The sequence below is a fragment of the uncultured Pontibacter sp. genome, assembly GCF_947495565.1.
GTDB lineage: Bacteria > Bacteroidota > Bacteroidia > Cytophagales > Hymenobacteraceae > Pontibacter.
On the sequence record NZ_CANLZM010000012.1, the window covers coordinates 38,517 to 51,505 of the forward strand.

The window sequence follows — 12,989 nt, forward strand, 5'->3', positions numbered from 1 at the left end:
TGTGAAGTGTAATATCCCAATCAGAAATAAAAAAAATTATAGCGCCCAAGCAACCATTTACAAAGAGCCGCTATCTATTAAGACAGAAACTGAAAGGGATTTTAGAACCAATAAATACCTACTACTATGAAAATCGTGATTTTAATTCTCGCAATGATGACTGGCATGGGAGCCTCTATTAAGCAATCAGCAAAAGAGATGGAGCAAGTAAAGAAGCGCCTGGAGCTGAACGAGTACAAAAGCTATCCTAACCTGCTGCCAGAGGTTGAGATTGTGGCCCCAGCTGTTGAGTAAGGCACTTGCTCTCCCTAAAACTTATGAATTAGTACAACCATTAAACTGCCTAAAACTATGAAAATCGTAATCCTAATCTTCGCAATTATGCTGGCTGTTGGTGCCACCATTAAAAAATCGGCCAGCGAAACAAAACAAATCAGTGAGCGCCTGGAGCTGAACAAGTATAAGTCGCAGCCCAACTTGCTGCCTGTGGTAGAAATTGTGGCCACTCGCGCCTAAGGTTTAACGCATCAGCACAAAAGTAAAACTATGAAAATCTTATTTCTGATCGTCGCTATACTGATAGGCTTATACCTTGCCGGCAAAGATATTCTGCGTGAGGCGCTGCCTATCGCGGATTACCCTGCCCAGGTGGCTGCCCGCCAGCAACTGCTTGCCACTGCCCCTGTACCAGCCTCAGCCTATACTTGTATCATAGGCTGAGGTAGCTGGTAAATTCTGCTTCAAAAGTATAAATGAAAGCCAACTGCCCTAAATCTGAAAGTATGGACTGGCGCTAAAGTATGGCTTCAGGTTACAGGTTTTCCTTTTTCTTGAAGATATCGAAAATGCCGGGCTGCTGCTCGTCTTGCTTACTGTTCTTCTTGTTTTTGCCCTTGTCATCGGCCTGTTTTCCAAAAGGCCATAAGCGCTTTTTCTCCTTCTTTTCCTTCACTATAACATAGCGTATAGATATCCCGGAAGAGAGGTGCACCCAATCATCGTGGTTTATATGCACGGCCGGCTTTACGTCTGCAGACAGCAGAAAAGGCAGACCGTTTACTTTATACTCTACTCCCAGTATACCATCTACACCGGTGAATACGCCGCTATCTTTCAGGTTACCCAAGTGGCCGCCCGCACCCAAGTAATAGTTAAAGCGCTTGCCTAGTATGGGCCGGTGCCACTCGTACAGCACTGTGCCGCTGTACTCGCGCGACCCGACCTGCACAATGCCCTCCAGGGTGCCTTGCTCATGCAGCTTCTGCTGTACTGTTACGCCGAAGCGGTCGCTTTCTATACGCACACCGGCTGCTGTTCTATACTTTTGTGCCTCGGCAGCCATACTTAGTCCGCCTATCAATACTACCAACAAGACTAATCTCTTAATCATAAACAAGGGTGAAAATTCTGATGCTGCAGCTGCAAATACCTTACCTAACGCAGCGGGTATGGCTGTAGTGTGTGCAATTTATAGCTTAATAATCTTTCCGGAAGCCGCGGCTGGCTTTTTTCTCGGCCTGTTTCTTCTTGCTCTCCAGGCGGCGGCGCACGCTGGAGCGGGTAGGTTTGGTAGCGCTGCGTTTCTTTTGCATAGTTAGCGCCTGCCGCAGCAGCTCATAAAACCGCTGCACGCACAGCTCCTTGTTCTGCAGCTGGCTGCGCTCCGTTTGGCACACTACCTGCAAATAGCCATCGTTGGTAATGCGGTTGCCCAGTTTCTCCTGCACCAGCGCCTTCTCCTCCTCCGTCAGCAGCTCTGAGTTTTCCACATGGAACCGCAGCTCTACCTTTGTGTTTACCTTGTTCACGTTCTGCCCGCCGGCCCCGCCGCTCCGCGACGCCTGAAACTGCATCTCCCGCTCCATACCCCTCTCTTTTAATTTTGCCATATCCTCCTAAGTATCCTTCTAAAAGTGTAAATTAGCGCCTGCAACACAAGCCCTGTGCGGCATTTACGGGCGGCAGCGGCTAAAGCTAATTAACTACTCTAAAATTATGAAAAAAACATTCCTTGTACTGCTGTTTATACTTGCCAGTACGCTGCCCCATCTTAGCCAGGCGCAGCAAAAGCAATTCTTCTTTACCACCTCCGACAGTGTGCAGCTGTACGTGCGCATAGCCGGCGAAGGCAAGCCCTGCCTGTTTATACACGGGGGCCCCGGCTCCTGGCCCAAGTACTTCTATGCCCTTGGCGGCGATGTGGTGGAGCAGGACCTGCAGATGATCTACGTGGACCAGCGCGGATGCGGCCGTTCCGGCGGTTCTGATAAAAACGATTACTCCCTGACCCGCGTGGTGCAGGATTTTGAGGAGCTGCGCCAGTACCTGGGCTATAATAAATGGCTACTGATGCCACACTCTTTCGGGGGCACCATGGCCACAGAGTATGCCTACCAGCATCCGCAGCAGGTGCAGGGGCTCATCTACGTCAACAGCACGCTTAACATCAACAACTCTTTGGAGAGCTACGTGAACGAAGGAGCGCGTTTCCTGCAGGTGCCGGTGTCGGAGCTGCGCAAGCCGGGCGAGCCGGTGGGGCAGGCGCTGGGCGGCGTGGTGCAAAAACTCAACGAGAAGGGGCTTATGTATAAAATGATGTACCGCGACAAAGCCATGTTCGATGCCATGAACGCCGTGATGGACACGACCCTGAACTGGCAGTTCGGCTCCAAGGTATGGGGCTACGAGGAGTACGGCCAGGACTTCACCACCAAGACAGCAAGTATGAAAATGCCGGTGCTGGTGTTCGCAGGCAAGTATGACTACTCCATTGGCCCGGAGCATTACAAGACATTCAAATTCCCTAAAGCTACTTACCGCGTGATGGACACCGGCCACTGCCCGTACCAGGAGCAGCCGGAGCAGTTCCGGAAGCACGTAAAGGCTTTTGTGGCCAAGCTTGATTAGGCAAGAAAGACGAAACATCTGGCGGGGCCGGTTACCTTAAAAGTAGCCGGCCCTGCGCATTTTAAGGCACTGTAAACATTAGCCTTGACCAATGCGTTAATTTACTGAACACTAACGGAGAAAGCCGATGAAATGGTCGCTGAACTTAGGCAGAGTGGCAGGTATAAAAATACTGGTGCACTGGACATTCGTGCTCCTGTTGGGATGGGTGGCTTTTACCGAAGCGCAACGCGGCAGCAACTTACCCACTATTTTGCTGGCCATAGGATTTATACTTACTGTTTTCTTATGTGTGGTGCTGCATGAGCTGGGGCACGCTCTAACGGCAAAACATTATGGCATCAACACCAAAATGATCACGCTGCTGCCCATTGGCGGGGTGGCCAGCCTGGAGAAGATGCCGGAGAAGCCGAAACAGGAACTGTTGGTAGCTTTGGCCGGGCCAGCCGTAAACGTAGTAATTGCGCTTATACTTTGGCTGATACTCCCCTCGCTTCAAAACATGCCTGCCGAAGAGTTTTTTGTACGCATTACGCCCTCTAACTTTCTTTACCTGCTGCTTTTTGTAAATGTGGTGCTGGTGCTGTTTAATGCCATACCTGCCTTCCCGATGGATGGCGGGCGCGTGCTGCGGGCGCTGCTGGCCTTTAAATTGGGCCGTGTGCGTGCCACGCAAATAGCCGCCAACCTGGGTCAGCTGCTGGCCATTTTCTTCATTTTCATCGGATTCTTCTATAACCCGTTCCTGATCCTGATCGGTGCTTTCGTTTTCTTTGGGGCTTATTCTGAGAACCTGGTAGTCCAGCACCTCGACTTTCTGCGCGGCCACAGCGTACGCGAGGGTATGATGACGAGCTTTGTCTCCCTTGCTCCCACTAATACCGTGCGCGATGCACTCAACAAGCTGCTCACAGGCTCAGAGCATGAGTTTATTGTGGAGGAGGAAGGTACGGTGGTAGGCACGCTTACCCGCTCGCAGCTCATACAGGCGGTGAAAGAGGAACAAATGGAGACGACAGTAGCCAAAGTGATGTCGGCTGAAGTGAAGACTTTTAACGTGCAGGACAAGCTCTCCGACGCTTACACCGAGCTTCAGAAGACGCGCGTTCCGCTTTACCCTGTGCTCGAAAATGGCCGCCTGGCCGGCGTTATTAACACTGATAACATCAACGAGTTTATCATGGTGAAATCCGCCCTGATGCATTAATGGTTATTTATTGTTGGTAATGTTAATCTGCAGGTTTGCAGTTGCGCCTGCACCTTTCGCTTTTCCACATATTTCGCTATATTCGTTAATAAGGATATCATCAAAAAAGAAAAGCACATGAAGCATACTTTACCCGACAGACTACAGCTGTACTACGAACTGCACGGCAACCCTGAAGCTGCGCAGGCCATGGTTTTCCTGAACGGACTGTCGCAGTCTACAGCAGCCTGGGCGGGGCTGGTGCATGCCTTGGGCAAAAAGTACAGGCTGGTACTGGTGGACCTGCTGTTTCAGGGGCAGAGCGATGCGGCTCCGGAGCACCGCAGCTTCGAGGGTCACGCCGCCGACCTGGCTGACCTGCTGAAAACGCTGAACCTGCCCAATACGATGGTAGTGGGCATCTCGTATGGCGGAGCCGTGGCGCAACGTTTTCTGGTGAACCACCCGGAGCTGGCGCAGGCGGGGGCGCTGCTGTCTACCTTCCCGTACAAGGATGCTTATTTTGATGCTATCGGCACCAGTTGGGAGGTGGCCCTGAAAGCCGGAGGTTACCCGCTGATGCTGGACGTGATGCTGCCGACGGTGCTCGGCCGAAGCTATTTCCTGAACCCGATCATCAGCATTGAGAACCTGAAAAATGCCAAATCAAATCAAAGCCCTGCGCCGGAGAATATCCTAAAACTGACACAAGCCACCAAGGAAAGCGGCAATTACCTGGAGGAACTGAAGAAGGTACAGGTGCCTGTACTGGTGGTGCAGGGTGAGGAGGACCCGCTGTGTACCGTGGAGATGGGCCAGGCCATGTACCAGGCGCTGCCAAACGCAGAACTGGAGGTGCTGCCAAACGTTGGCCATACGTTAAACCTGGAGAGCATCCCTGACCTGATCCAACTACTGGATACTTTTGCCGCGAAGCTGAGGGTGGGGGTGTAAACCTTCAAGCAAGATGAAGTATGCACTAATCTTATTGTTCTTACCCTTGTTCGGCCTGAATAGCTGCAATGAGCAGCAGGAAACACCTGCTGAAGGCAAAAACCGGTACCTTCTAAAATTAGATGTGGAGCGACCCAATGATATCTTTATCGAGGTAACAGACGACAGCAGCATGATAGTGATGAGAAGCTATCTGTTACGTGATAGTTCACTGAAATTTTCCAAGTTTTTCCCGAAGCTAAATGGGAAGCTATACGAACGGGTGTTCTTCACGAATGAAAAAACAGGTGTGAGAGACTCAATTGACTTACTGATGCTGTCAACAATGAGAGACACAAGCTATGTATTTGATACATACAAAGAGATGTCTACAACGTCATTCCTTATGATGACGCATTTAGATCGGTACGTAAACATATTCCCAAATGAGAGGGTGTATGTTACAGAAGTGTACAGCAGGAAAGGAAGTAAGTTACTCCCACAAAGGTACGTTTACAATCAAGATTACACCCTGCTTTCCTTTACATCTCGCAGCTTATTTAGTGACACATTGGTATTCCGAAATCAGAGTATAGGGAAACAAGCCAGATAGCTTTAAAACTTCTCCTCCAGCCACAGAAAAGAGCTACTCAGCACAAACAGCACAAAGAACCATACCAACGGCACCGGCTCCTCATTATAAGCTATAGCTCCCTCGGCAAGATTTATACTTTGCTGCGCGGCAAAAGCCTTTGTGGCGGCGTGGCGGTAGGCTATACCTTCAAAGCTAAAACCTGTGGAGTCCTGCACAAAGAAAAAGTATGGCAGTGCCCCTGTTGCCTGCACCTGGTACCAGCCACTATGGCGCGGCCAGAAGTCGCCGCTAAATTCTTCAGGCTGATGCATGTGCTGCGCCAGCGGCAGGTTTATACTTGTGGAGTCGGCTAAGCGCGTTACTGTGGCGGAAGCTGGCGTGCTGCTGGAAGCATAATCCGTGAACGTGAGCTGCACCGGTTGGTTTGGCTGCGGGAACTGCGGCTGCGCCACCTGCCAGAACTGCTCCTGCACCTGCTCTTTTGCCACCGCCGATAACAGTGTGGCCCAATAGCTGGCGTATACTTCCTCCTTGCCCTCGAGCTGCCACGGGAATGTTTGCGGCACCAAACTCATCGCTACGTTACCCCAACCCGCCTTTCGGGCACCAGCCAGCATATTGTTTCCCGTTTCTGAAATTAGAGCTGAAATTGCAGGCGCATTTACCAACGTATAAGGTGCGGCTGTGGCCGTAGCGGCATCAGTACCAGCCCAAGAGGCACGCACGCTACGGCTCTCCTGCTGGGCAACACGCCGGGCATCAAAGGCGGTAAAAAAAGCTATACTGCGGTTTTTAACAGGCGCAGCGGCAATACTCAGTACACCTAAGCCATCCGAAGAAACAGCCTGTTGCAAAGCAGTGCGTTCGCCGGGGCTTAGGTTTTGCAGGGCTTCCGGCTCCGTTACCACCACATCAAAATTCTGTAGCAACCGTGGCGTAATCCGGGCTAAATCTGTTTTAGGCATGTTCAGCCACTCGCTTTGGTTCAGGTTTTTGCTGATGTTGGACCGATAGGCCACCCGGTGCTGCAGCTCGCCCAGATGGTTTTTCAGGAATTTGAACTCAAAGTTGGGTGTGGCGGCCAAAAGCAGCACGCCGAGCGGTTGCGGCTCCTCTATGTGCACAGGCAGTTGGCCCAAGGTATCGGTTTGCGTTCCGGTTTTCTGCAGCAAAGTATACACTGCGCGTCCTTTTACTTTCGGGATATAACGCATCCGGATTGAATGGGTGCTATCGGGCGGCAACGCAACTGAATCCTGCAGTTGGCCGGCTGCGTGCATGTATAGCATAGCATCGCTTGCCCCGCCGTTATACTTGCCGTTTACCTCCACTGCCTGCCCTAGCTTTACGCGTTGCGGCCAATCAAGCGTTTGTATGCCAGCCGGTGGCTCCGAAAGGTGCGGCTGCAGGTACAGGCCTTCCAGTTGCTCTAGTTCTTGCGTTGGCAAGCCATAGCCTAGCAGGTGCAGTGTCTGCAGCCCGGGCTGATGCTGCCTCAGTTGTAGCAAGGTATTAAGTAAGGTGCCGCCGGCTATTTTGGAGGTGTGGTAAGTATAGATTTGCGGCTTCGCCTCTTCCTGCTGCAGCAGTGCTTCCAGGGTGTCGGGGTTGTAGCCTTCGGTTAACAGAATGGCAGCGCTGGGGTTAATGTCTTGCTGCGTAACCGGCGGAAAAACCAGTAGCACCAAGCTAATGCCCGCCACCATACTTGCCGCCAAACGCCAGCCCAGCCGCTGCCGGTTTGGCCGACGCCAGGCCAGCCACAACAGCACAAGTATGATCGGTATTGCTATCAGCCAGGTATAATACATCATAGATATCTTTTCTTATCGCGGAGGCAGCCCCAGCATGGCCCGGAAATTCTCCTTGCCTTCCGGCAGTGTTTTCAGGTTCTCGATTAAAGTAATAGCACGGTCCACGCGCAGCTGCGGGCTTTTTACCGCCGACACATGATTGAGCATATAGCGCTGTATGCCTGGTTTTAGAAGCAGGAAACGACGGTTGCCTTCCTCGTCCTGCACCAGCAACTCTTCCATTTCGGCAGGCATTTCAGTGCCGTATGCGCTATTGTCTTTCTCCAAAGTTACCGCCACCGTATCATGCAACCTTACCCCCAGCTGCTGCATGCGCTTGTTACTGATGCTGATATAGGCTTTGCCCTCGCCCAAGGCCATTAGCCCACACTGGAAAGTCAGCGCTTGGTTAACCGTGCAGTGCAGGCGTATTTTGAGCGTGCCCAGTTGCTGCACCACTTCCTGCGGCACTTCCAGGTAGTGCATGCCGGGCAGGTGCTGGAGTAAGGCGATGTGGGTGTTGAATTGGATCATAGTTTAGTTTTTGTTTCTGCTATACTCATTGGCTGCTGTTTATTGTCTGTAACTGGAGCCAAGCTATACTGTCTAGCTTTTGTTCATCCACGGCCCCACTACCTGCTCGTTTCATTTCTTACTTTGGCTCCCTCCAGCCCGGGAGGGCTCAACCCAAGGATTGGGATCAGTTCGATAGCCGCTGCTAACGGAGCTTGAGTCAGACTCCCTCCCCTGTTTTTAGGGGAGGGCCGGGGTACAACTCTCTAACTCCCAAACTCTCTAACCCTCTAACTTTTTCACCTCTCCCGCAACCGCTCCATATACTCCTGCGCCAGCTTGCTTCTTACAGCCTGCTTTGGCTGCGGTGTTTGTTTTACCGAGGGCAGCAGCTCCGTCCAGGCCTGCTCTGCACCCGCCAGACAGGAGGCGCACAACTCTTTGCCGGCTTTTACTTCTGTTATCAGCTGCTGCACATCTTGCAGCGCTTTTAGGTTTTTGCCCGAGTTACTCAGCGCGTGCTCCGCCAGTTCCTGCCCCGCCTGCTCCAGTACCTGTGCATCAGCAGGTTTATACTTGTGAGTTTGTTTATACTTGGCCAGCCAGTTTAGCGCGGCGCGTGTATGTGGCAGCTCCTGCTTCTCATCTATATTTTTTTGCTCATTCAGGGGCGTTATCTTATCCAACTCACCCGACAGGCGCAGTTCCGGTTCTTTTAGGGGCGGCGCCTCAAATCCGGTTTTTGCCACGTATGCCCGCTGCGATTGCTGCACATCCTTCAACATCCGAAGCGCTTTGTACTCGTAAGGCAATGCCTCTTTGGGTTTGTGCGTGCGCAAACGCAGTTCAGCTTCCCACATCTGCGCCAGCGCGCCTTTCAGTTTGGCTTTCACAGCTGGTTCAAAAAGCGTGGCTTCGCCCTCCTGGTCGTGCTTGTGCAGGTAAGGGTCGAGCAGGGCCTCGGGGCTGTTCTGGTCGGCAAACTCAGGGTGGTCGTGCCCATCGCCTTCAAAATGCTCCGCCTCTTCGTGGCCCTCTGCGCCCTCGGGTATGCCGCCGCCCGGCCCGATGCCGCTCTCAAACTCCTCGCCCAGAAACTTGCCGTAGCGCAGGCGCAGCAGCTTTTGGTCTACCCCGATGTTGTTGGAGCGCTCCTCAAATACTGCCCGGCTAATGTTTTTCTGCTCTTTTATCAGCTTTTCGGTGTCGATGATAATTTGGCGCTGGCTCCGGAAATACTCCGGCACCGGGTTTACGCCGGCTGTCATGTCGAAGCTGGCCTCTACAATTACGGTGTCCTCGATCTGGACAAAGTATGTTTCGGAGCGGGTGTAGCCGCGGTGGCGGTCCCAGGCCTGCAGGTAAAAATATAGCTCGTCGCCGTAGCCCATGCCCAGCTTTTGCAGGTTCAAGGTTTGGTTGATGGTGTAGTTGCGGCTGCTGCCGCTCAGGTTCAGTTTAATTTTTTCTTCCCGAAACTTTACGGCCTCGCCAGAGCCTTTTGCCACCGTGGCGATCATGCTGGCCTCCCGGATGCCGTAATCGTCGGTGAGTTGCGCCTGCAGCCTTACGCGCTGCGGCTCGCCTAGCCGTATTTCGGTGTACTCGTTGGGTTTGCTGATCTGGATGACCGGTGCCTCGTCGGGGATAATTTCCAAAGTATAAAAAGCCGATTTTTGCCCGTTGAGGTTGATGGTGTACAAGCCTGACTCGCTGAAGCGGCGGGAGAAAGTATAGTTGCCATTTTGCGTCTTAAAGCTGGCAGGCTGCTGCTCGTTCAGGCCAAATTGCAATTGCGCCGGTTTATTTGTTCTGATCTGCCAGGTAACGGTAGCGCCCTCCTCTACACGTAAATTAGGGCTTTCGGCGCGGTAAGTAGCTTTACCGGTATAGCCGGGCGGTGTAATGGTGATCTCGATCTTTTCAATCTTGGCGGCTGTATCGGCGGCGGCGACAAGTGCGTCTGGAAACTCTAACTCTATACTTTTAGGCGCAACTGAGCCAAGCGGAGCCGCCGGCAAGTATAAAATCCCTACCGAAAGCAGCAGCGCCAGCCCCAGAAAGGTATAGGTAGCCGTGCCGCGTAGGCTAAAGGTTTTCTGCTGCTCCGGGTGCAGCTCGTTTAGCGTAATGGTTAAGCGCTGTTGCTGTAGCTTTTGAAGCAAGTTGTCGGGCGCGTGCAGCAGCAGTTCGGTACTGTCCTGCAGTTGCGGGTATTGGCGGTTCAGGTGGCGGGCCACTTGGTGCAGGCTCGTTTTAGAAACCGATCTCCAACGAAGTATAAAGTATACTATAGCGCTGGCAAGTATGGCAATGGCTGTTGCGGCTAAAATTGGAGCCTCCATTTTCCAGCGCCAAAGTATGGCCACGCCCAAAAGTATAACTGCCAGCGTTTGCAGCGCATACAGCCACAGTTTCGCCTGCACGTATTGCCTGCGGATATGTTGGAGGATATAGATGCTTTCTGCTGAGGCCATAGTTATACTTTGCTGCGCCTGCCGGCGATTACCCGCTCTATTAAAAATAAAACAAAGGCCGCTAAAACAATCCATTTCAGTAAATTAGCCTGCGCTGATTTTGGGGTAGTTTCGGCTGCTGCCTGTGCCCGGTTTGCAGGCAGCAGTTGTTGCTCATCAAGGGCGCGGTAGTCATAGGTGGCCTTGTTAGTTGGCAAAAGTAGCGGCAACAGCTGCTCGGGCAGTTGCATGTCTAGTGCCAATGTGCCAGTATACTGGTAGATGCTACCTTTGCCTACCTGCCGCACTTTCAGCGGTGCCGCGGCTGTTGTAAAATTTACCTGCTCCACCTGATCATCCGTCTGCCGTTGCACCCATACTTGCAAGCCTTGCCTTACCTGCTGGTTTATGCTAGCGGGCACGTCCTCGCTTCGAAACCAGAAAAGCCAATCCACTTCTGCCGTATCAGCCTTAACCTCTATGGGCAAACCCGTATAGCTGCTGATGGATTGCAAGGCCGCTTTGATGTACCGCGCCTCCGCTTGCTGCGCCTCACCGGAAAGTATGGCTACCTGCAGCGGCTTTGTTTGCACAAGTACTTTGCTGCTGTTGCCGGAGATGGTGGCTTGCAGCGAATCTTGTTGCCGTATAAGCTGCACTTGCTGTTTATTGGGGAGGTTTATACTTGGGGTTGATGCCGTAATGCTGTGTTTGCTGTAACTGGTGCCCTCGCGGGAGCTTTGGCCAAGTATAAGCAAGAGGCTATCGGGAGAGGTTTGAATGGCTGCTTGCAGCCAATTTACACGCGCCTCCGTAGCCACCGGAACCCAACGGATGTGCTGCGGCAAAGCTTCGGGGCGTGCACCGGCAAAATGCTGTTGCTGATCGGAGGTGAAGAGCCACACACTATCCTGCGGGTTTTTATACCTTGCTGCCAAAGCCTGCGAAAGGCCCCAATAGTTATACCTGCTCGCTGTTATACTATTGTGGGTGCGGCTTGTGATTTGCTGCCATGTCTCCTGCGGTATTTGCGTAAAATCAGAAGTATAAGCATGCAAGGTATAGCCGCGCTGCAGCAGCGAATCGATGGTTGGTTTGATAGGCTTGAGTGCCGAAGTATACAGCAGCTCCTCGCTAACTACAACTGCTTTTGCGCCTTCGGTTTTTTGAGCATCATGTACCCAAACTGGCTGCGCGAGCGCCACAGCCAAGAGTATAAGTATAAGGCTACGCAGCACCAGCAGCCAGAAATTGTTCAGCTTTATACTGCTCCAGCGGTTACTCGCCGAGGCCTCCAGCCAGCGCAAACTACCCACTTTCACCGTCTTCCCCTGCCGCTTGTTCCACAGATGAATGGCGATCGGGATAAGTATAGCCGATGCTGCAAGTAGCCAGTATGGTGCTGTTAGTATCAATTAGGAATTTAGAGTTAAGAATTAGGAATTCGTTTTGGGAACGATTTCATTCCCCCGCCCCCTTCAAAGGAGGACTTTTCTATTTCTTTAATTTTATACTTGTAGTTATTTAAACTGATGACTCTCTTACTGGCGCGGGTTTGCAACCCGTGCTTAAATATAATGTTGAGTTCGTAACTCAACTGAGCCAGAGGCTCAAACTATAGCCTGCTACACGCAAGTACTCTCGCGCCATAAATATCTTTTAAATACTCAAAACAACAATCAACCATTTAACAACCAACAATCAATAAAGCAGTCGCTTTTGCAGGAATGTACGCAGCGCCTTATCCAGCGGCTCGTCGGTTACGAAGCGGTTGTAGGCGATCTGGTGGTTGCGCAGCGCCTTTTCGGTTTCCTGTAGCCACTCCTGCTGCCTGGCCAAGTATGCTTGCCGTTGCGAGGCGCTGCTTACCTGCAGGGTTTGCCCGGTTTCCAGGTCCTCGAAGGTGAGGGTGCCGGTATAGCTGAAGTCCAGTTCGTTGCGGCTCATTAGGTGCATCAGTAGTAGCTCGTGGCCTTGTGCGCCCAGCTTAAACAGCAAATCTTTTATCTCGCTTTCATGCTCGTACAAATCCGACAGAAAAACGGTAAGCTCCTTCTGCCGCCTGTCGGCAAACAGGTTGGCGGCCACCTCCATACCCGGAAATTTACCTTGCGGCTTAATTTCTGCCAGTTGATGCCAGAAGCGTTGCAAATGCATGTTATCGGAGCGGGGCGTTAGGTTGATGAGCTGGTTCTCGTGCAGCACATAAAGGCCCACGGCATCGCCCTGCGTGGTGGCCAGGTATGCCAGCGAGGCCACCAAGAACCGCGCATAATCCATCTTGCTGATGCCGTTTTCATCTTCGTGTGCCATCGAGGCGCTGCCGTCCAGTATAAACCGCACCGTGATATTGGTGTCTACCTCGGCTTCGCGGATGTAATAGCGGTCGGAGCGGGCAAACATCTTCCAGTCGAGTTGGCGTAGGTCGTCGCCGGGCTGGTAGCTGCGGTACTGGCTAAACTCCAGCCCCGCGCCGCGCCGCAAACTCTGGTTCTGCCCCGCCAAAAAGCCCTCCACCACCGTTTTAGCCAACAGCGGCAGGTCTTTTATGGTAGCCAGTACCTTCGGGTCGATGAATTTGTGGGTGCTCAAGGACTAGTGTCTCG

At 52.3% G+C, this 12,989-nt stretch carries 13 protein-coding genes; 6 read left to right on the forward strand and 7 right to left on the reverse strand.

Features of this window, described 5'->3' with window-relative positions; genetic code table 11:
• The first annotated feature begins 126 nt into the window (after positions 1-126).
• The 3 genes from Q1B04_RS14890 to Q1B04_RS14900 are packed head-to-tail and all read left to right on the forward strand — an operon-like array spanning position 127 to position 720.
• On the forward strand, positions 127-294 hold the full coding sequence (locus tag Q1B04_RS14890; RefSeq protein WP_299760155.1) for a hypothetical protein: 168 nt from the start codon (positions 127-129) through the stop codon (positions 292-294).
• Between the two features lie 57 nt (positions 295-351).
• On the forward strand, positions 352-516 hold the full coding sequence (locus Q1B04_RS14895) for a hypothetical protein (protein ID WP_299760157.1): 165 nt from the start codon (positions 352-354) through the stop codon (positions 514-516).
• A 30-nt stretch (positions 517-546) separates the two neighbouring features.
• On the forward strand, positions 547-720 hold the full coding sequence (locus tag Q1B04_RS14900; RefSeq protein ID WP_299760158.1) for a hypothetical protein: 174 nt from the start codon (positions 547-549) through the stop codon (positions 718-720).
• A 91-nt stretch (positions 721-811) separates the two neighbouring features.
• Here the strand turns inward: Q1B04_RS14900 and Q1B04_RS14905 are convergent, their stop codons facing one another.
• Both Q1B04_RS14905 and arfB read right to left on the reverse strand, forming a co-directional pair.
• Complete coding sequence (locus Q1B04_RS14905) at positions 812-1,390, reverse strand: hypothetical protein (protein WP_299760160.1); 579 nt, start codon at positions 1,388-1,390, stop codon at positions 812-814.
• A gap of 85 nt (positions 1,391-1,475) precedes the next feature.
• The gene (gene arfB / locus Q1B04_RS14910) at positions 1,476-1,889 is read right to left on the reverse strand and encodes an alternative ribosome rescue aminoacyl-tRNA hydrolase ArfB (protein ID WP_299760162.1); all 414 of its coding nucleotides are present in this window, start codon (positions 1,887-1,889) and stop codon (positions 1,476-1,478) included.
• A gap of 106 nt (positions 1,890-1,995) precedes the next feature.
• Between arfB and Q1B04_RS14915 the strand changes: the two genes are divergently transcribed.
• From Q1B04_RS14915 to Q1B04_RS14925, 3 genes are all read left to right on the forward strand, one after another.
• A complete protein-coding gene (locus Q1B04_RS14915) occupies positions 1,996-2,907 on the forward strand; it encodes an alpha/beta hydrolase (RefSeq protein ID WP_299760164.1) in 912 nt (303 codons plus the stop codon).
• A gap of 127 nt (positions 2,908-3,034) precedes the next feature.
• On the forward strand, positions 3,035-4,114 hold the full coding sequence (locus Q1B04_RS14920) for a site-2 protease family protein (RefSeq protein ID WP_299760166.1): 1,080 nt from the start codon (positions 3,035-3,037) through the stop codon (positions 4,112-4,114).
• A 117-nt stretch (positions 4,115-4,231) separates the two neighbouring features.
• Positions 4,232-5,047: an alpha/beta hydrolase gene (locus tag Q1B04_RS14925; protein ID WP_299760168.1), complete on the forward strand. Its 816-nt coding sequence runs from the start codon at positions 4,232-4,234 to the stop codon at positions 5,045-5,047.
• A gap of 594 nt (positions 5,048-5,641) precedes the next feature.
• Here the strand turns inward: Q1B04_RS14925 and Q1B04_RS14930 are convergent.
• The 5 genes from Q1B04_RS14930 to Q1B04_RS14950 form a co-directional block, all read right to left on the reverse strand.
• Positions 5,642-7,435 carry a hypothetical protein gene (locus Q1B04_RS14930; protein ID WP_299760170.1) on the reverse strand — a complete coding sequence of 598 codons (1,794 nt, stop codon included), beginning with the start codon at positions 7,433-7,435 and terminating at the stop codon, positions 5,642-5,644.
• A 12-nt stretch (positions 7,436-7,447) separates the two neighbouring features.
• Positions 7,448-7,948, reverse strand: a complete 501-nt coding sequence (locus Q1B04_RS14935; protein WP_299760172.1) for a DUF1905 domain-containing protein — start codon at positions 7,946-7,948, stop codon at positions 7,448-7,450.
• Positions 7,949-8,226: 278 nt separating this feature from the next.
• Positions 8,227-10,404, reverse strand: coding sequence for a DUF4175 family protein (locus tag Q1B04_RS14940; RefSeq protein ID WP_299760174.1), 2,178 nt, complete (start codon positions 10,402-10,404; stop codon positions 8,227-8,229).
• 2 nt (positions 10,405-10,406) lie between these two features.
• Positions 10,407-11,798, reverse strand: coding sequence for a BatA domain-containing protein (locus tag Q1B04_RS14945; protein WP_299760176.1), 1,392 nt, complete (start codon positions 11,796-11,798; stop codon positions 10,407-10,409).
• A 286-nt stretch (positions 11,799-12,084) separates the two neighbouring features.
• Positions 12,085-12,975 (reverse strand): DUF58 domain-containing protein, encoded by an 891-nt coding sequence (locus Q1B04_RS14950; protein WP_299760178.1) that lies wholly within the window; start codon positions 12,973-12,975, stop codon positions 12,085-12,087.
• Between the last annotated feature and the right edge of the window lie 14 nt (positions 12,976-12,989).